Origin of the sequence: Streptoverticillium olivoreticuli subsp. olivoreticuli (assembly GCF_003391135.1) — a bacterium.
Lineage (GTDB): Bacteria > Actinomycetota > Actinomycetes > Streptomycetales > Streptomycetaceae > Streptomyces > Streptomyces blastmyceticus.
In genome coordinates this window covers 271,080-290,503 of the sequence record NZ_CP031455.1, presented here as the reverse complement: position 1 = coordinate 290,503, position 19,424 = coordinate 271,080, and the positions used below count along the sequence as shown (strand labels likewise).

15 protein-coding genes are annotated in these 19,424 nt (G+C 67.2%); 7 read left to right on the top strand and 8 right to left on the bottom strand.

All coding sequences use genetic code 11. From position 1 onward, the window contains the following. Positions 1-365 precede the first annotated feature (365 nt). The gene (locus DXZ73_RS01200) at positions 366-1,136 is read right to left on the bottom strand and encodes a VOC family protein (protein WP_116209205.1); all 771 of its coding nucleotides are present in this window, start codon (positions 1,134-1,136) and stop codon (positions 366-368) included. Positions 1,137-1,806: 670 nt separating this feature from the next. Here DXZ73_RS01200 and DXZ73_RS01195 point away from each other — a divergent pair. The 4 genes from DXZ73_RS01195 to DXZ73_RS01185 are packed head-to-tail and all read left to right on the top strand — an operon-like array spanning position 1,807 to position 5,328. Then, entirely contained in the window at positions 1,807-3,300 is a 1,494-nt protein-coding gene (locus tag DXZ73_RS01195) for a bifunctional cytidylyltransferase/SDR family oxidoreductase (RefSeq protein WP_116209204.1), read from the top strand. Beyond that, positions 3,300-4,316 carry a hypothetical protein gene (locus tag DXZ73_RS39025; RefSeq protein WP_240351055.1) on the top strand — a complete coding sequence of 339 codons (1,017 nt, stop codon included), beginning with the start codon at positions 3,300-3,302 and terminating at the stop codon, positions 4,314-4,316. Before DXZ73_RS01195 ends, DXZ73_RS39025 begins: the two co-directional genes overlap by 1 nt. Beyond that, positions 4,313-4,984: a hypothetical protein gene (locus DXZ73_RS39020; protein ID WP_240351053.1), complete on the top strand. Its 672-nt coding sequence runs from the start codon at positions 4,313-4,315 to the stop codon at positions 4,982-4,984. The genes DXZ73_RS39025 and DXZ73_RS39020 overlap by 4 nt, the downstream gene beginning before the upstream one ends. A gap of 2 nt (positions 4,985-4,986) precedes the next feature. Continuing rightward, positions 4,987-5,328, top strand: a complete 342-nt coding sequence (locus tag DXZ73_RS01185) for a nuclear transport factor 2 family protein (protein ID WP_162889939.1) — start codon at positions 4,987-4,989, stop codon at positions 5,326-5,328. Between the two features lie 1,008 nt (positions 5,329-6,336). Here the strand turns inward: DXZ73_RS01185 and DXZ73_RS01180 are convergent. Continuing rightward, the gene (locus tag DXZ73_RS01180; protein ID WP_116209202.1) at positions 6,337-7,533 is read right to left on the bottom strand and encodes a hypothetical protein; all 1,197 of its coding nucleotides are present in this window, start codon (positions 7,531-7,533) and stop codon (positions 6,337-6,339) included. A gap of 405 nt (positions 7,534-7,938) precedes the next feature. Further along, on the bottom strand, positions 7,939-9,174 hold the full coding sequence (locus tag DXZ73_RS01170) for an IS4 family transposase (protein ID WP_116209201.1): 1,236 nt from the start codon (positions 9,172-9,174) through the stop codon (positions 7,939-7,941). A 159-nt stretch (positions 9,175-9,333) separates the two neighbouring features. Between DXZ73_RS01170 and DXZ73_RS01165 the strand changes: the two genes are divergently transcribed. Continuing rightward, positions 9,334-10,989: an IS1182 family transposase gene (locus DXZ73_RS01165; protein WP_275898559.1), complete on the top strand. Its 1,656-nt coding sequence runs from the start codon at positions 9,334-9,336 to the stop codon at positions 10,987-10,989. 36 nt (positions 10,990-11,025) lie between these two features. Here the strand turns inward: DXZ73_RS01165 and DXZ73_RS01160 are convergent, their stop codons facing one another. Further along, positions 11,026-11,937 carry a helix-turn-helix transcriptional regulator gene (locus DXZ73_RS01160; protein WP_116209199.1) on the bottom strand — a complete coding sequence of 304 codons (912 nt, stop codon included), beginning with the start codon at positions 11,935-11,937 and terminating at the stop codon, positions 11,026-11,028. A gap of 172 nt (positions 11,938-12,109) precedes the next feature. On the opposite strand from DXZ73_RS01160, the gene DXZ73_RS01155 reads away from it, so the two are divergent. Next, positions 12,110-13,090 (top strand): aldo/keto reductase, encoded by a 981-nt coding sequence (locus DXZ73_RS01155; RefSeq protein WP_116209198.1) that lies wholly within the window; start codon positions 12,110-12,112, stop codon positions 13,088-13,090. Positions 13,091-13,685: 595 nt separating this feature from the next. Here DXZ73_RS01155 and DXZ73_RS01145 read toward each other — a convergent pair. Both DXZ73_RS01145 and DXZ73_RS01140 read right to left on the bottom strand, forming a co-directional pair. Further along, positions 13,686-14,015: a hypothetical protein gene (locus DXZ73_RS01145; RefSeq protein ID WP_162889937.1), complete on the bottom strand. Its 330-nt coding sequence runs from the start codon at positions 14,013-14,015 to the stop codon at positions 13,686-13,688. Between the two features lie 297 nt (positions 14,016-14,312). Next, complete coding sequence (locus DXZ73_RS01140) at positions 14,313-15,602, bottom strand: sensor histidine kinase (protein WP_162889936.1); 1,290 nt, start codon at positions 15,600-15,602, stop codon at positions 14,313-14,315. A 646-nt stretch (positions 15,603-16,248) separates the two neighbouring features. Between DXZ73_RS01140 and DXZ73_RS01135 the strand changes: the two genes are divergently transcribed. Beyond that, positions 16,249-17,838, top strand: coding sequence for an alanine/glycine:cation symporter family protein (locus DXZ73_RS01135; RefSeq protein ID WP_116209194.1), 1,590 nt, complete (start codon positions 16,249-16,251; stop codon positions 17,836-17,838). A gap of 312 nt (positions 17,839-18,150) precedes the next feature. Here the strand turns inward: DXZ73_RS01135 and DXZ73_RS01130 are convergent, their stop codons facing one another. Next, the gene (locus DXZ73_RS01130) at positions 18,151-18,561 is read right to left on the bottom strand and encodes a hypothetical protein (protein WP_116209193.1); all 411 of its coding nucleotides are present in this window, start codon (positions 18,559-18,561) and stop codon (positions 18,151-18,153) included. 14 nt (positions 18,562-18,575) lie between these two features. Next, complete coding sequence (locus DXZ73_RS01125) at positions 18,576-19,166, bottom strand: MarR family transcriptional regulator (protein ID WP_162889935.1); 591 nt, start codon at positions 19,164-19,166, stop codon at positions 18,576-18,578. Positions 19,167-19,424: the final 258 nt, after the last annotated feature.

Here is a 19,424-nt window from a genome sequence, read left to right as displayed (position 1 = left end):
TAACCTCACCGGGTCATCGCGCGGGACGTGGTATCGGATATGTCACAAGACATCCGGCCGGGTGCGGATCACGGGAGTGGAGGGCGACGGCAGCAATTCTGGCTATGCCCATGGGCATAGCCAGAAGGAATGGCGCGGCCCGGCATTCGCCGGGGGGAATGGAATGCCGGGCCGCTCGTCGGCAGAGGTCGTCAACCGCAGGACGGGAACTCACCGGGAATGACGACTGCCCCCTATGCCGACGGCGCCAGCCTGGCGGAAAGACAGGGCTTCGCGGAGGGCCGAAAGGTGATGCCTGGCGCCAAAGGTTGACCCCACGAGGGACCGGGCAGCGAGAGCGCTCTCACATGTACCGCAGGCCACCTTCACGACGCGCGCATCGCATCGCCGGACCGGGGCGCGGTGATGGCGAAGACCGCGCCCTGGGGGTCACTCAGCACAGCGGAACGCCCTCGGGAGGTGTCGGCGGGGGAGCATTGCACAGTGCCCCCGCGCCCCTCGCACTTCTCGGCGGCGGCATCGCAGTCCGTGACGCCCACGTAGGTCAGCCAGCGTGCCGGTGCGCGGCTGTCCACCAGGGTCATGCCGCCGCACGGCAGACCCTGGGCATGCCACTCCGTGTACCGACTGGGTGCAGGGGGCCCGGAGGCTGTCCAGCCGAAGACCTGACCGTAGAACCTGCGAGCTCGGTCGACGTCGTGTGTCTGCAGCTCGTTCCAGCACATGGAGCCGGGCAGTCCGATGACGTCGGCGCCCAGGAGCGCCTCGGGCTGCCAGACGCCCACCATCGCGCCGTCCGGATCGGTCACGACGGCCAGGCGGCCGAGGTCGTTGATTTCCGCCGGCCCCTCGACCAGCGCCCCGCCGGACTCCAGGACCGTGAGGACTGTTTCGTCGGCGTCGGCGACACGGATGTAGGGCAGCCAGGTCGGACGAGGGATATCCGGAGTACACGGACTGATCCCGCCGACCTTTCTCCCGTCCAGCGCGAACGTGCTGTAGTCGACCGACTCCGGGCCGGTTCCGGGCGTGGTCCGCCACTGGAAGAGTTCCTCGTAAAAGGCAGCCGAAGCGGGCGGATCCATGGCCGTGACGTCTGCCCAGCACGGAAGTGACATCTGGTTGTGGGTCTTCACGTTGCGCTCCGCCGGGGTGGGTGAGGGAGGCGCTGCGGTACTTCCCCGGTATGCGGCCGCCACGCTTTGTGTCCACGCATGTTTTATTTGCAGATGCGTGACAGGAGACCTGATTCTCCATGGCCGTGGGACGGTCAGAAGATCGATCCCACTGCGCGGGTTTCGTACGGAGCTGTCATTCGGTTCCAAAGACCTGATTCCGCCGGGAACCCGTCAATCCACATCAGTGGCGAGACAGGCCGCATGCCCAGCTCGATCTCGGTGATGTTCCTCGGCTGCTCGGCCTTGCACCGAATACCGCACAGCGGAAGCCTACAGTCACGAAATGTCCATTCCGCGACGACCAAAGTTGACTCGACTGCGGCCGATGGTTGATTTAAGGGTCACTGTAGGTTTCCCGATTGATTCCGATCGGGCGACGAGAATCGCATTTTCGCGGGAGACGATGGCCCTGCCGGTTGGAGCGCCTTCGCTCGACGGGAACCCGGTGCGGTGCCGTCGGTTCGTCGGGGCGTGCCGGCCGGCGATGCTGCTGCCGCGGTCGAACGGGTGCCGAGCGGCCCTGCGAGACACGTCCGACGCTCAGCAGGGCAGAGGTCGTTGACGGCCCGATGGCACCGGTCGGACTCCGTACTCCGCCCGACGCCCTCTATGAACTGAACTGAGAAGCATGCGCGTACCGTCCTCCCCTCAGCGCACCGTCGCTGTCGTCCTGGCCGCAGGCACCGGCCGGCGTGTCGGACCGGCCATTCCCAAGCAGCTCATCAAGATCGCGGGCAGGCCGATCCTCGAACACACCTTGCGTGCCTTCGAGGATTCCCCCGACATCGACGACGTCCTCGTCCTCACGCACCGGGACTTCCTCCTCCGAGCCGAAGAGCTGGTGGACGGAGCGGCGCTGCGGAAGGTGCGCGGCGTCCACGTCGGCGGGGCGACCCGCAGTGAGACCACCCGGGAGGCGCTCGAAGCCCTTGAAGGACATCTGGCCGAGGGCGAGGACCCGAAGATCCTGCTGCACGATGCCGTGCGCCCGCTGGTGTCCCAGCGTGTGATCACCGACTGCGTGCGGGCGCTGGACACGTACCAAGCGGTGAATGTGGCGATCCCGTCCTCCGACACCGTTATCGTGACGCGAGAGCACGGCGGCGAAGGGGAGTTCGTCACCGACATCCTGCCCCGTGAGCGGCTGTCCCGGGGGCAGACGCCCCAGGCCTTCCGGTTCTTCACGCTCCGCGCGGCCCACCGGATCGCCGCGGCCGACCACAGTTTCGGGGCGACGGACGACTGCTCCGTCGTGCTGCGCTACCTGCCCGCGGTCCCCATCCATGTCGTACGCGGCGACGAGCACAACATGAAGGTGACCCACCCGGTGGACATGTTCATCGCGGACAAGCTGTTCCAGCTCTCCTGCGAAATCGCGCCGGCCCATCGGTCGGAGTCCGCCTACCGGCGGTCACTGGACGGCAAGGTCGTCGTGATCTTCGGCGCCAGTTACGGCATCGGTGCCCGCATCCGCGAGTTCGCCGAGAAGCACGGTGCCCGGGTCTTCGCCTACAGCCGTTCCGGGACCGGTACGCACGTGGAACACCCGGAAGACGTCGCGGCGGCACTGACCGAGACCCGTCACAAGGCCGGCCGCATCGACTACGTCGTCAACACCGCCGCCCTCCTCGGGCTCGGCAAGCTGGCGGACACCGACGTCACCAAGATCGCCCAGGCCACCGCCGTCAACTACCTCGCCCCCCTCCACATCGCCCGCGCAGCCCACCCCTACCTGGCCGAGACCCGGGGGCAACTGCTGCTGTACACCTCCAGCAGCTACACCCGGGGCCGGGCGGACTACAGCATCTACTCCTCCGCGAAGGCAGCGACCGTGAACCTCACTCAAGCCCTGGCCGACGAATGGGCCGTGGACGGAATACGCGTCAACTGCATCAACCCCGAGCGCACCAGCACACCGATGCGGTGGAAGGTCTTCGGGCGCGAACCCGAGGACACCTTGCTGACGGCGGAGGAGGTAGCTCAGACCTCCGTCGACGTCCTGCTCTCCGGCCTCACCGGCCAGGTGATCGATGTCCGCAGGCAGGAGCCCGCAGCGCTGCCCAACCCCCGGGTCGCCACCCCCGAGTCGTGCGTACCGCCTGTTCACCGGGCCGCCGAGTGATGCGGTCCGTCATCCGCCCGGCCCGGGTTTGCAACCGCGCCGAGTCGGCCGCCGCTCTCGTGCTGGCGCTCAGCTATCCCCTCCTGGCACTCAGCGCCCTCCTGCCCGCGCCGTTGACCTTCATGGCCGTCTGTTGTGCCTCCTACGGGTCGGATCACATCCTGCGCCGACGGGGGAGCCACCTGATCGATCGCTTCGACAAGGCCGCGTTCGGCCTGGCACATCGATTTCTGCTGCGGCAGCTGCTGCTCGTGCTCCTGGTGGCGCGGATGGGCGACCTGTCCACGGTGTACATCCTGCTGGGGTGCCTCATTCCGTTCCAAGGGCTCCAGGCGCTGCACAACACGCTGACCACCCTCATCCGGATCCGCCGCAAGCTGCCGGTCGCCACCCGGAACATCGACCTGGGCGCATTGCGAATCCCCAACGCTCCACCGGGCTTCCTGCTGAACCGCTCCAAGGCGAAGGCGGCTCACCTCGACCTGCCGCTCGTGACCGGGGCGCTGCTCGCGGCCGTCACGGGTACCGGTGGATACGCGACAGCCGGCGCGGCCGTGACAGGGGTCGCGGCCCTGGCCCGCACAGCGGCGCTCGTTCCCTGGCTGCGCCCGGACCGCCTCCCGCCGCGCCCCGAGGCAGTGCTCGCGGAGATCGACGCGTGGCTCGGCGACCACCGGCCGCAGACGGTGCTCTACTTCTCGGGCTCGAAGGACTCTGCCCACCAGGTCAACATGTGGCTCGAGACCATGGCACATCAGCACGGCCGCCTGCTGGTCCCGACCGCAGTCCAGCCCTGGGACGGCGCGCCCCGTCGCCTCCCCACGGTCCTGTACGCCCCCACATGGGGAGGCCGGGACGGCCGTTCCAGCAACACGTCCCTGATGTCTACCGGTGAGAACATCGTGCGTCGGTTGCTGGAGGCCCCGCGGCCCGTTCGGGTGTTCTACCGGCCGCACCCGTCACCAGTACCCGCAGCGCTCGGGCCGAGGCGGCCCATCTGCGCATCACGGCCATGATCGAGAAAGCGGGGGCGCAGCGCGCCGCCGACCCGGCCCGGGCGGCACGGAGGGAGGCCGAGCGTGCCGAGGCGCGGGCCGAATTGGCCTTCCTCACTATGTGCCTGGTGTCTCTGACGGACATCGCCGGACGGACCCGTGACGAAGCCGAGGCATCACGGGTCTCCGGAGAGGGCAGGGTCAGAGCGGACGTGGTTGTGCGCCTGCGAAGGCTCTGGACCGAGACGTACTGGCGTGCCGTGGGCGACTGGCGGCATCATGTGGTCACCGCCGACGGCCCACAGCCGTACGACTGCTTCAACGTGGCCGACGGCCTCGTCGGCGATGTCTCCGGCGTGGTGTCGGACTTCATGGCCAGCGGCAAGCCCTATGCCGTGACCGACTCCGCCGGGCTCGGCACCGAGCTGTTCCGGCTGCGGAACACCACGGCACGGGCCGCGACGGTGCTCACTCCCGAGGCTTCGCAGATCAGCGAACTCCTCGAAGCGATGGCGCCGGACGGCGCCGACCTGTTCGCCGCTGACCGGCAGGAGCTCAAGGAATACCTGTTCGACCCCGGCCGACCGGGCTCTCTCGACCGCTTCGACGCGGCCATCCGCAAACTCGTTGCCGCATCAGGGCGTTGGAACCGCAAGGCCGATGATGTCTTCGCCATGAATAGGGGCTGACTGTGACCACTTCCGAGCTTGTCTCCGCTTACCTGGCGGCATTGGAGCGGGCCGATGCCGATGCCGTACTGAAGCTCTTCACCTCCGATGCACTGGTCCACTCACCGCTGTACGGCCCCCAACCAGCTGCCGAGTTCTACCCTCAACTCTTCGCCGACACCAGTCGGTCGCTCCTGACTCTGCTCGGAGTGATGGACGGCAACAGTCAACAGGGCACCGCGTTGGTCTCGTTCTGGTTCCACTTCGAATGGTGCTTCCCCTCCGGCGCCGCTGCCCCATTCACCGTGATGGACATCGCCGAGCTCACCGACGACGGGCGGATCGCCACGTTGTACATCGTGTAGGGAGTGTGAATGGAACGGCCCTGTCTTAAAGATCGAACCGACGGCGGGCCTGCTCCAACCGAGTGAATGCAGTCACTCACACGAGGGTGGCCGGTCAACGAGTATGGACCGAGAACGGCGCGAGTGAGACAACGGCTGTACATGCCTTCCCGGAGCTGAGTCACCTCACCCCGCGGCTGAAAGGAGTCGACATGCGTCGTATTGCTGTCGCTGTTTCCACGGCTCTTCTCGGTATCTCCCTAGCGGGACTTGCGGGAACAGCTGTGGCCGCACCCGAAGTCGTCACGGCTAACCAGTGCAGGTTGGGGGGCGGACAGGTCGTCGTGCTCTCACCCGGCGTGAATGTCTGTGTTGGTGGCACATTCGATGGCCAGACTGTTGTTGGCTGATAGTTGTGTCGTAGATAATGCGGCGCGCTAACCCGACCTGTCGCTCCGCATTATTTATGACGCAACAGGGATGTAGTGGAGGATTCGTGCTCCTGCCTTCAGCCTCGAAGTTTCATGATGGCCCGCCGGTCCGGCGGGCCATCCGCGAAGGCGATCACCAGCATCGCCGCCACCCTCATCTGCTACCGCCGACTCACCAAGTGAGATGACCTCAAGTCGTCCCGGAAGCATGACGTCACCGCGAAGGCTTCCTCCGGAACAGCGGCATGCAGCAGATTTACCCTCACGGCCTTCGTCGTGGTCAGTGCACCTTGCTCGGAGCACGTGATCAAACGAAGGCCGCCTCAGCGTCCGGCGAATGCCCAGCCAGGCGGCCTGGAGCGTGTTCGTAGTTGCGATCACGAGTTGGTGGATTCGGCCGCGCTGTGTCCCGTGGTCTGGTAGGCCAGGGGCATGGAGCGTGGCGATCTGACGGATGATGAGTGGGCCCTGGTCGAGCCGCACCTCCCACCGCTGGGGGAGAGCGCGGAGGGGGTGGCGGTGCTGGGGCGGGTGGCGCGGCGGTCGGGGTGGCCGAGTGATTCCGGGGTTGGTGGGCCCCCGAACGGGTGAGCGGTGGTTATGGCCGCCAGATCACCGCGGTGCCCGTGGAGCTTCCCGGTGTCGGGAAGGTGATCCGGACGCCGACAGCCACGCCGGCGTTGTTGATGGACGTGGCGTAGGAGTTGCTGCCGTCCGGTGTCACGTTCAGTTCGGTCAGGCTCCCGTCGGCCTCGTAGCGGAGGGCGAAGCGGTGCTGATCGGACGGGACCTTGACCCCGGTGTACCCGACGGAGACACCGGCGTCGTTGACGGCGACGGCCGTGGTGTACTCGTACGCGGAGCCGATCACCGTGGCGGTGCCATCGGGACTCCAACTCGTGGCGGTGTAGTCGATGTTGTCCGCTCCGAGCTGCCGACCGACGACGGTGCCCGAAGCGTTGATGGCGTTCGCGCTGGAGTGCGGGCCCAGGTCCGTAACGGTGCCGTTGGCGCCCCAGGTCACGGAGCGGGACTGGTTGATCGTGCCACCGGTCGGCACGGCCCCCCGCGCGAGCACGGTGCCGGCGTCGTTGATCTGGACGACCCATGCGGTGGAGTAGGCCGAGGTCGGGTCGAGCGGGACGGGAGTGCCGTCCGGGTTCCACTTCACAGGGTGGTAGGCGTTGTAGTCCGAGAAGGACACACCGGCGACCGTGCCCGAGCTGTTGACCGAGAGGGCGAAGGTGAGGGTGTCACCCTTGAGCGGAGCGAGCTGGACGGCCTGGCCGTCCGGGCGCCACTTCACTGCGTGGTAGGTCCCGCCGAGCGCGGACTCTCCCACCGCGATACCGGTGCGGCTCATCGCACGGAAGCCGACGCTGGTGTCGCCGGGCAGCGGCTGCAGTTGGGTGACCGTGCCGTCAGGCGCCCAGCGCACCGTGTGGCTCCCCGACCAGCCAGCGGCGGTGCCGTCGTCACTGACGGCCTCGACATAGCCCATCGGGTCCCCGGGCAGCAGCGGGAGTGTCGTGGGGCTGAGGTCCGGGTTCCAACGGACCGGATACATCCGGTTGTTGGGACCATCGGTGTAGCCGACGATCACCCCGTTGTCGTTGATTGCGGCGGGGTAGCTCGAGGTGGCGCCGGGCGGGAGGGGCAGGTCGGCGGCCGCGTTGGCCGTCGGGCCGGTGTCGGCCGACGCGCTGCCGGCCGTGGCCAGCGTGAGGGTACAGGCGGTGGCCAGGGCGATGGTGGCGGCGCCCGCGGACCGCAGGGTTCTTATGCCTATGCTCATGACGTGCGTTCCTCGTCTCGTGGACTTCATCGGAATGGCACTGTGGTGATGCTGTGTCATGTTTCGTGTGGAGAGATCCTGTGCGCCACACTGTTCGATGCACAGGAACTTCACTCAATCTTCACGAAGTTCGGCGCGGGCGCAGCGGAATCCGGATGCCTGTGCGGGATCCGTCGGTGAAGCACGCATGACGCCCGATGACACCTAGAGCCAATACCGCTGTTTTAAGGGCTTTTCTGGCGTCTGCTGGTGGGTTTGGTGGGTGGGACCAGTGTGACTGTCGCGGCTGGTGGTCGGGGCGGGTTGCGATGGTGGGTGTGTTTGAGGTGCCAGTTGGACATCTTGCGTTTGATGACGCGGGGGCTGGCCCGTGGCCGTCGCGGTGGCAGGAGGCGTTCCAGCAGTTCACGGCCGGTGTGTATCAGTGCCTGCTTCAGTCGTGAGGGGGGAAAGTGCCGCCTGGCCGGTGACGTGGCGGCGGGCGGCGTTGAGGGTGCGGGTGAAGGAAATCCTGTCGGGGTCGAGTCCGGCTTGGTGGGCCGTGTGGTGCATGACATCTCTCAGCGCGTGGTGGACCAGGAGGAGTCCATAGATCTCCTGCTCGATGCCGTCCGGGTGGCGCGAGCGCAGGACGAGATGGTGCCCGCCCTGGTGGGTCTTGATCTCGTCGAGAGTGGTCTCGATCTCCCACCGCTGGTGGTACAGGGCGGCGAGCTCGGCCGCGGGGGCCTGGCCCGGGTCGTGAACGGTGGTGACGAGCCGGTAGACCGTCTCCTCACCGCCGTCGAGGGTGTATTCGATCACTCGGACCGGGACCGGGTCACGCCGTCGGAAGCGGTCATCAGTGGCGACGATCTCCGACAGGTAGGAACCGTCCTCGCAGTACTTCAGGACGGGCAGCACAATGTTCTTGCGGACCCGCCACAACAGGTCAGCGCCCGTGTCCGTGGCGGCCCGCCACAGCTCGAAGCCGGTGATGCCCCGGTCTGCGAGCACCAGCATGCCCGGCCCGAGGCGGTCCAGCAGTCCGGGGATCAGGTGCTGTTCGTGGACCGACAACGGCCCTGCCGCCGCGGCGAACACCGCGTGCGTGCCGCACTCGACCAGGGCAGCGACCCTCACCTGCGGATACGCGCTCCGCTGCTGTCCGCGGCCCGAGCCGGGCCTGCCGAAGAAATCCGCATTCGCGTCGGTGTCCGGGATATCGAAGACGGTGCCGTCCACCGCGACCAGCCGCCACTGCCGGTACCAGGCACCGGCAGTGTCCTGCCCGGCCACCGGCCGGCACACCCGCGCGAACAGCATTTTCAACGGCTCCGGCCCCAGCCGTGCCCGGGCCCGGCCGATCGCCCCGGTCGTCGGCACCCGCCACGGCTTCTCCCACCGCCGCGCGTGCTCCAGCCCCTGGGTCAGCAGCCTGGCGACCTCCTCATACCCCTGCCCGGAGAACAGGCACATCGCCAGCACGAAATACACCACCACCCGGGCCGGCAGCAGCCGCGACCGCTGTTCCACGCGCCCGCACTCAGCAACCACCTCATCCACCAACTCCGGCGGGAACACCCGCGTCAGCACCCCCAGAGCAACCCGATCCGACAGACGCTCACCCGACGACGACTTCACCTGACCAGGCCTCGGCACACCACACCCAACGACCCACGACAAGCAAAGTCACCGGTATTGCACCTAGAGCCAATGCCGTGACTCTGTTGGCGATCTTTCGGAAGGTGCTGACGGCGGGGTGGGTTGGTGCTTCGCTGGAAGGGTGCGGGGTGGCCTCGGGTTCCGGGGGTGGGTGCGATGTCGTTGCGGCCGAGGAGTTTTCAGCGGATCCCGGCCAGGACGGTGCGTACGGCGTGGGCGGCGTGTCCCAAGGGGACGCCGGTGATGCTCGTGCGGGACCGGCTGGATGTGCTCTTTGAGGATGAGGATCTCTTGGACCTCTACCCGCTCGATGGCAGGCCGGGGTTCTCGCCGGGGCAGTTGGCCCTGGTGTCGGTGCTGCAGTTTGCGGAGAACCTCTCGGACCGTGCGGCGGCGGATGCGGTGCGGACGAGGATCGACTTCAAGTACGCGCTCGGGCTGGAGCTGGAGGACCCGGGCTTCGATTACTCCGTGCTCAGCGAGTTCCGGGCCCGGCTGGCCGAGGGCGATGGTGCCGACCGGCTGCTGCGTGTGATGCTGGTGCGTCTGGTGGAGGCCGGGATGCTGAAAGCGGGAGGCCGTCAGCGTACGGATGCCACGCATGTGCTGGCGGCGGTCCGCACGCTCAGCCGGCTGGAGCTGGCCGGTGAGTCCCTGCGGGCCGCGCTGGAGGAGCTGGCGGAAGCCGACGGCAACTGGCTTCTTCCTTTGATCGGGCCGGAGTGGGACAAGCGCTACGGACGCAGGGTGGAGATCGGCAGGGTCCCTGGCGGGAAGGCCGGGGTCGCCGAGATGGCGGAGACATTCGGCCGGGACGGGCAGAGGGTCCTGGCCGCCGCCTGGGCGCCGGATGCCCCGTCCCGGCTGCGGGTGCTGCCGCAGGTGGAGATCCTGCGTCGGGTCTGGGTCCATCACTACTACTGGGACGCCGGAGGACAGTTGCGCTGGCGTGACGGCCATGCGCTGCCGCCGGCCTCCCTGCGGTTCGACTCGCCTTACGACACCGACGCGCACTACTGCGTCAAGCGGGGCACCGGCTGGAGCGGCTACCGGGTCCATCTCACAGAAACATGTGACACCGGACGGCCCGAGGTGGTGGTGCACGTGGCCACCACGATCGCCCCTGTCCAGGACGGCGAACTCACCGGGCAGATCCACGATGACCTGACGGCCGCCGCGCTGGCCCCGGGCGAGCACGTGGTCGATGCCGCCTACATCACCCCGGCCCGCGTCGAGCGCGCCCAACGGGTGCACGGCATCACCCTGCTCGGTCCCATCGTGCCCGACCACAGCCATCAGGCCAGGGACCGGGGCGGCTTCGACAAGTCCGCGTTTACCATCAACTGGGACACCCACAAGGCCATATGCCCCCAGGGCTCGGTCAGCAGGGAATGGAGGCCGCTGCGGATCAGCGGACACGACTACATCCAGGTCAAGTTCGCCAAGGCGGACTGTCTGTCCTGCCCGGTCCGCAGCCAGTGCACCAGCTCCGCTGACCGGCCCCGGGCCCTCGCGCTCCTGCCCACCCGCGAACTCCACGAGATCCAGGCCCTCAACCGGCTCGACCAGCAGAGCGAGGAATGGCAGCGACGCTATGCGATCCGGGCCGGCGCTGAGGCCACTCTCTCCCAGAACGTCCGCACCTGCGGACTGCACAGAACCCGTTACCGCGGTCTGCGCAAGACCCATGTCCAGCACGTCCTGACCGCGATGGCCTGCAACCTCACCCGCGTCGCCGACTGGATCGAGCCTCCCCCGACCACCCACCGCCGATCAACACGCTTCCACGCCCTCTGCACCACCGCAGCATGACTCCGGAAGATCACCAACAGAGTCCCGGCATTGGCTCTAGGCGGGGGTGCCGGGCCATCGGGTGGAGTTGGGATGAGTCTCCGGATCGGAGATGTTGTCCTGGTCGATGGTCGCCGCCCAGCTGGCCAGCAGGTTCAGGGCGTCGCATGTGGGTGTAGCGGGTTCGGTGCTGTAGGCCATGATGGTCAGTCCGGTGTCGGCGGGCAGTTCCAGGGCTTCGTAGCCGAGGGTGAGTTCGCCGACGACGGGGTGGTGGATTCTTTTGACGCCGCCGTGGTGCTGGAGGACGTTGTGGGTGGCCCAGCGGGTGCGGAACAGGTCGCTTTGGGTGGAGAGTTCTCCGACCAGGTCGATCAGGGCTTTGTCGTGGGGGTCGCGTCCGGCTTCGGCGCGCAGGATCGCGACGGTGCCGGCGGCCATGCGTTCCCAGTCGAGGTAGTACTCGGTGGCCGTGGGGTCCAGGAACATGAAGCGGGCTACGTTGGGCGGTTGGCGCGGGGCCGCGAGGATCGGGGCGAGGAGGGCCCTGCCGAGTTGGTTGGTGGCCAGAATGTCCAGTCGGCGGTTGCGTACGTAGGCCGGGGTGGTGGACATGGAGTCCAGGATGTGCTGGATACGGGGGCGCACATGAGGCTTGGGGGTCCGTGTGGGTGTCCGTGTGCTGGTGTTGGCGGCGGCGGCCAGGTCGAACAGGTGGGCGCGTTCGGCCTCGTCGAGTTGGAGGGCGCGGGAGAGGGCTTCCAGGACGCTGTCGGAGACGCCGCGGGCGTTGCCGCGTTCGAGCTTGATGTAGTAGTCGGCGCTGACTCCGGCCAGTAGTGCGACCTCCTCGCGACGCAGACCGGTCACCCGGCGGTTTCCCCCGTTGGCGGGTAGGCCGGCTTGTTCGGGGGTGATTTTGGCGCGGCGGGAGGTGAGGAAGTCGCGGAACTCGGTGCGGGCGTCCATGCCTACCACGATAGGTCCGTTTCTGCATGCGTGAGGGGTCCTGGCAGTACCTGTAACAGCAGGAACCCCCTGGTGGGAGGCCGTACGCGATAGTTCGTGCCACGGTGGGAGTGAGCGCAGCCGCCATCTGGAGCACGTACGGCAAGTCCACATTGTCGAGGAGGAATAGGCCATGGAGTACACGCGACTGGGAACGTCAGGACTCAAGATCAGCCGGATTGCCTTGGGCTGTATGAGCTTCGGCGACCCCGCCAAGAGGACGACCTGGGCGCTCGACGACAACGCGGCCGAGCCGATCTTCCGCCAGGCCATCGAGCTCGGCATCACGTTCTGGGACACCGCGAACATCTACAGCCTGGGCACCTCGGAGGAGATCGTCGGGCGCGCACTGCGCAAGTACGCCCAGCGTGAGGACATCGTTCTGGCCACCAAGCTGTGGGCGCCGATGCACCAGGGCCCCGGCGGGGCGGGCCTGTCCCGCAAAGCCGTCATGGAGCAGATCGACGCCTCGCTGCGGCGCCTGGACACCGACTTCGTCGACCTCTACCAGATCCACCGCTTCGACCCGCAGACACCGATCGAGGAGACGATGGAGGCGCTGCACGACGTGATCAAGGCAGGCAAGGCCCGCTATATCGGTGCCTCGTCGATGTGGGCCTGGCAGTTCGCCACGATGCAGCATGCCGCGCAGACCCACGGGTGGACCCGGTTCGTCTCCATGCAGGACCAGTACAGTCTGATCCACCGCGAGGAGGAACGCGAGATGTTCGGCCTGCTCGCTGACCAGGGTGTGGGAAGCATCCCGTGGAGCCCTCTGGGCGGGGGAACGGTCACGCGACCCTGGGACGAGCGCTCCACGCAGCGCGCGGAGCTCAACCGGACAGTCGACCAGCAGGACCGGCCAATCTTCCTCGACAGCGACCGCGCCATCGTCGAGGCCGTCCAGCGCATCGCCCTGGCCCGCGGCGTGTCGATGGCACAGGTCGCGATGGCCTGGGTGTTGAAAAACCCGGTGGTCTCCGCCCCGATCGTGGGCGCGACCAAGCCGCACCACCTCGCCGACGCCGTCGCCGCGCTCGACATCAAGCTCACCGCTGAGGAGATCGACTCCCTCGAAGACCCCTACGTCACGCGTCAGCCCACGTTCTTCTGACCCATGTTGAGGACTTCTACCAGACTCACCACATAGGACACTGTCTGAATCCTCTGGCCTGTGACGTGCGGTGAGCGCAGGCTGGGGAAGTTGCCCGGGAGGGATGCGGGCGCCGAGGCGCTCGTCGAGAGCGCACTGGATCACATCGCGGCGGTCGGTGTGTTTTTCGGAGCCGGCCCGGCGAGGGCGCCGGCGGACGCGACGGCGGTGACCGCGAGATTCGCGAGGAGTCGTGGCTGACGGCAACCACCTCGGCCACTTCGACTGCTGCTCCGGCAGTGGCCGGGTCACCCGCCGGTTCGACTTCACCGCCACCGTCGCGGGAGGGAAGAGAGACGGTCGCGCTCGCCGAGCACGACGCGCACCTATGAGGCGACCGCACTCAGCAGGACCAGGTCTCCAGTGCCATCCAGTTTGTCCTCGGCACCTGGAGCGACCAGGCAGTCTGACCAGCTGCCTGGCCATCCGCTGGGAACGACGCCTCGAACTCCACGACGGCCTCGTCTTACTCGCCTGCGGCCTCATCTGCTGGAGACGCCTCAACAACCCCAAACCATGATCGTGTTACGAGCTCTTGGGGACGTCTATCGTGGCGTCACGAGGGCTGGCCGGGCAGTCGGACGGAGTCCCGTGGGCCGGGGGAGAGGGGCAGCGCCACGAGCACCGCGGCGATCAGCACGAGGTTTTTGAGTATGTACTGCCCTTCCATGGTTCCGGTCAGCGGAGCTTTCCAGGTCAGCTCGGGGAAGAGTGCGAGCGGGGAGACGGTGCCGGCCATATGGCCGAGGAAGGCGAGCACCGTGAGCCGGGGGAACTGCCATGTCATCAGGCAGACTCCCAAGGTGACTTCGAAGGCGCCGACGGAGATGTGTGCCGCCGTTCCACTCAGCAGACCGAAGGTCAGTGCCTCCGTGGTCCTGACCACGAGTGTCTCCGCGGGGCTGAGTCCTGGCGCCAGTTTGAGAGCGCCGAACCAGATGAACACGACCCCGGTACAGCCCCGTAGCAGTGGCGCCGACCACTGGACAATGAAGGCGAGGGCGGCTTCCTCCGCCCGGTGAACGAGTGGGGTGCGCCGATGCCGCGCTCCATGCTTGACCGGAGGTTTCGGCTTATGGGAATGCCGTGCCACCCGTTGAGCATCCACCGACTTCAGGAGCCGGACCGGGGGCAAAGGTTGATGCTCCGGACCGGAAGGGGAGTTGAGGGCACTCGTTGAGCGTCACATGGTCGGGCGGGTTCTCTCGTTGGGGTGCTCTCCGGGCTGACGGGGGACCAGACCCGCTGTCCTTGCTCTCTGCGGGGGGACGGCTCCGTCGTTGTGACGGGGAGAGTCCTGCGGTGCGGGCAGCGTGATGTGCACCCTGAAGCCGCCGTCCTGGGTGGTGTGCGCCTCCAGGTGCCCTCCGGCCCGGGATGTCTGCTCCCGCATGCTGACCAGTCCGAGGCCGAGCCCCAGCCCCCCGGGGAGGCCGGCCGATGATGCGGTGCCCGGTCCGTTGACGACCTCCAGGCACACTTCCTGTTCGGTGAAGCGGAGTTGGAGGGAGATGGGCGCGCCGTGGCCGTGTTTCACGGCGTTGGTGAGTGCTTCGCGACCGCAGCTGCGGAGGACGTTGTCCGTGTCCGGCGCGAGGGGACGAGCCAGGCCGGACTGCTGGAAGGAGACGTCGATGTCGGCGGCGGTCAGGTTGGCCACGAGAGCGGCGGCGAACTGGGCGTAGGCCGGCCCCGTACGGCCCATGGGGTCGGACTGGCCGCGCAGGATGTCGAGAGTGTCGCGCAGGTCCCGGAGCATGCCCCTGGTCCCTTCTTCGACGGCCGAGGCCAGCGTGGTGGCCTTCTGCGGCATCTCCGGTGTGCGCCGCAGAGCTTCCGCCTGGAAGGTCAGGACGGTGGCCCGGTGTCCCAGGCCGTCGTGGATGTCGAAGGCGAGTCGTGTCCGTTCGTCGAGGACGGCTTGGCGCGCGGCTTGGTCGACGGCGTGCTCGACCGCCACCAGGCGTTGCTGGAGCAGCCAGTTGACCTCGCGTCGTCTACGTGTCAGCGCGCCCAGCGCGGCGGGGAAACAGACCTTCACGATCGTGTCGTACGCCATGGTGGACACGTCCGGCGAAGGTTCCACCCACTCCCGCGTGCCCACGTACAGGAAGCCGCTGAGGGCGATCCCGGCCCAGCGGCCGCTTTTGCCGTAACTGCCCACGGCGTACGCGGCGAAGATCAGTGGCGTGGCCTCGTCGGAGGCCAGTGTGCTCAGGAGGGCGGCCGCCATGGTCAGCATGGGAACCGTCCGCCGCAGCAGAAGTGCGGCGCAGGCCACGAACATGACCAGGACCGACCACCAGTAGGTGGGCACCAGGCCGCTTCGGTGGGACTGGTCCAAGGCGAGGAGCGAGGCCACACAGGCCGCGATGTAGGTGGCACCGTCGACAAGCCGGGGATGCCGGATGTCGCCGAGAGCGTTGACGGTGAAGAGGCGACGGGGATGCTCGCGTGACGCGAGAGGTCTCATGATCTGCTGCCGCTCGGGTCTCAGGTGGGTGAAGCGCGGAGGTGAAGCGCGCCTTCTGAATCCTCCATGAGCGGCGGCCGTGTGCCCCGTTCCAGCAGGATCCATTATTTTATGGCCCATAAACTGCTCGATTCCGGCACATGCCATGCCAGGATCGATGAAATCCTTCAGACGCCCGAGCTCGTGATGCATGCGGAGCGCGCCGGGACCGCCGTCGATGGTGCCGTCGGTCCGACCGTTCACTGTGTATGCGCGGGCGTGGTCGGTCCAGTGCACACATGCTCAAGATGCTGTCCAGCATGGGAATTTGGCGAGATCGCGAAGCGTATGTGACTGGGGTCACGTGAGCGTCTTCGGGGGTATTTCTCTCTTGCATCGGAAGGCGGAGAAGGGCCCGGGCTTATGGGTTCCGCCAAGAAGGCTCACCCTGGCCGAAGAATCAACCGCTGAGGTGCGGAAACGCCCCCGGGCGGCCCTTCGGGGCGCACCGTGGGCGGGACTTTAGTCCCTGGACCTCTCTTGGGGATTCCTTGACGATTCCTTGGGAAAGAGGGAGCGGTGGCACCGGCCCGTGGCCGGCACCGCGCCCGGACGTCCCGGCGGCGCCGTGAGGGCCAGCCGCCCGAGCGAGAGCCGGACCCGCCCTATGCAGCACCAGCTCACATCCGCCCATCAGATCCTCGCCTCCGAAGGCGCGGGCGGCATCGAGAAAACGATCAACGACTTCTTCAACCCCCTCACCGAGACCGTCTCGGGGGTGATCTTCGCCGAACTCACCGTGTTCGGCGTCACGTTCCCCTGGATCGTCGCGTGGCTCGTCGTCGCCGGCACGGTCTTCTCGCTGTACTTCGGCGCCGTCCAAGTCCGCGGATTCGTCCACGCCCTCAAGCTGGTACGCGCCAGCAGTCGCCGTGACGGCGACGCGGGTGACCCCGGCGAGGTGACTCCCTTCCGGGCTCTCACCGCGGCGGTCTCCGGCACCGTCGGACTCGGCAACATCGCCGGTGTCGCGGTCGCCGTCACCATCGGCGGTCCCGGAGCCACCTTCTGGATGATCCTGTGCGGCCTGCTCGGCATGGCCATCAAGTTCGTCGAGTGCACCCTGGCCGTGAAGTACCGCGAGGTCGACGAGGACGGCACCGTCCGTGGCGGGCCCATGCAGTACCTGCGCCGCGGACTCGCGGACCGCGGATTGCCCCGACTGGGCCGCTTCCTGGCCCCGCTCTTCGCCGCCATCATCGTGATCTTCGCCGTCCTCGGCGGCAACATGTTCCAGATCAACCAGACCCTCGCGCAGCTGCGTGCCGTCACCGGCGGCGAGAGCGGCTGGATGGGTGGCTCCGGCGCGGGCCTCGCCTTCGGCATCGTCACCGCGACGCTGATCGCCATCGTGCTGCTCGGCGGCATGAAGGTCATCGGCGCCGTCACCGCCCGACTGGTACCGGCCATGGCAGCCGTCTACATCGGCGCCTGTCTCATCGTCATCGGCGTCAACATCTCCTCGGTGCCCACCGCCGTGACCTCCATCGTCGAAGGTGCCTTCAACCCCTCCGGCGTCGCGGGCGGGTTCATCGGTGTCATGATCATCGGGTTCCAGCGGGCCGCGTTCTCCAACGAGGCGGGCCTGGGTTCCGCCCCGATGGCCCACGCGGCGGTGAAGACCAAGCACCCCGTCACCGAAGGATTCGTGGCCATGCTCGGCCCCTTCATCGACACCGTCATCGTCTGCACCATCACCGCGCTGACCATCATCATCGCCCGGCCCCAGAGCTGGCTCACCGCCCGCGAGGCGATCGCCAACGGCGAGGACGCGCCGGGCGGGGTGGCCCTCACCTCGGACGCGTTCGCCACCGTTCTGCCCTGGTTCCCCTACGTACTGACCGTCGCGGTCGTCCTCTTCGCCTTCTCCACCGTCATCACCTGGACGTACTACGGTGAGCAGGGCTGGGCCGACATCTTCGGCCGCGGCAAGAAGAGCCTGCTGACCTACAAGCTCGTCGTCTCCCTCTGCGCCATCGTCGGCGCGATGCTGACCCTGGGCTCGGTCCTCGACCTGGCCGACGCCCTCGTGTTCGTCCTGGCGCTCTTCAACGTCATCGGCCTCTACCTCATGGCGCCCATCGTCAAGAGGGAACTGACCTCCTACCGTGCCCATCTGCGAGCCAAGGCCGCCGCGCGCGAGGACGAGGCATCGCTGAGTGAATCCCCGGCGGAAACCGGTACCCAGACTCCCTGAGGCCCGGCGGCCGACCCCTCAGGTTCAAGAGCCAGGTTCGGCACAGCGCTTCGCCCGCCCACCCCACGTGCAGGGGCGGGCGGGCGAAGCGCTACGGTGCGAAAGGGACAGGGCGGAGAGTACGGGTGGGCCGGGCCGATTGCGCCGCACGGTGTCGCGTACGCCGGCCAGGGAGTCAGGGAGCAGGTTGTCGCCCTGGGCGGCGCGGGCCGGTTGACGGGTCGGCATGGAACGGCATACGTGACCCTGGCAGTGTTGAGCGGCGAATCCGCCGCCGTTCAGCCGGGATCGACGGACCGGGGGTGAACGAGGTCAACTGGCGACGGACACCAGATGCGGACCGCCTGCCCGGGAGCGCGGCGGCTTCTTCGCGTAGAGGGGAGCCTTGATATCGGGAAGGGCCCCTGCGGTGATGTCGCTCTGCGCCCGCAGGAACGCGCCGCGCATGGCCTCTTCCGACTCGTACTTGGCGATGAGCGGGTGGAGCCGGTGCCCCCGGCCCCTGCCACGGGGCAGCACGAGATTCCGTGATGTCAGCAGCTGCATTCCCCGGCTGACCGCCGATTCATGCAGACCGAGCTTCTCGGCGAGCTCCGCCTGGTTCAGATGTACCGCTCCGCCGAATTCCTGAAGGTGTGTCATCATGCCGAGCACTGCCAAGGAATTGGGGGTGAGGTGGAGCCGGTCGAGCATCCCCAGCAGTTTGGGGGACATGACATCCATAGAGCGTTCTCCTGCTATATCGCGTCGACGAACCCCGCCGGACCTATTCCATCGGGGAAAGTATTCTCCAGCAGTTCGGACCTTGTCGAGGTGACCACGTCGTTCTGCTTGTCCCCGTTCCCCCTGAAGCACAGACGGGGGTTGACCTGCCATCGCCCGTTCCGGACTTTTCTGACGTAGTTGAGCTCGCACAGCCGCTTCAGGGCCGCGTTCACGGTCGTCCTCGGCGCACCGATGTTGTCGGCCATCTGCTGCTGCGTCTGGTCGACGTAGCTGTCCTGCTGACAGCCCGCCAAATACAGGAAGACCGCGATCTGCGACGGGCTGATCTTGTGGGCGATGATGCAGCGCGCCATGATCTTTGCCAGGAACCAGTTGGACGTGAGTGAGTACCCGTCCGACCCGGCCATGTCGTGTGGTCGGCGAACCGACTTGTAACGAATGTTTATCTCTTCGACGGGGCGTGGGCGGGGAACCCGGGACGACACCACGGCGAGTTCGTCGGCAAGTGTTCCCACCAAGCTCTCGAACTCGGGCTCGGTGCGCGGGCCGCGGCGCTGCGCTCCCCATGCCGCCGGCATGTCACGTGCCTCGCGTGATGACACCGCATCTCCATTGCTGCTTCGGTGGACTGTGGCGGTCGGACCTTGCGGACTCCCCGAATTCGACTTGCGGGCGAGCGCAACTCGATGTCGATGATGTTGGCATGCTGTGCCGGTCTTGCTGACCGGCGAAAGTTGACTTGCATGTATCAGCAAGTTGATGTCTGGGGCCTCCGACACCCGTGAGCCGGCCCGGTCGACTTCCGGCTGCCCGTACGGGGACAGCACTTAAAGATCATGTACTTTCAGCTGTTGTGGGAG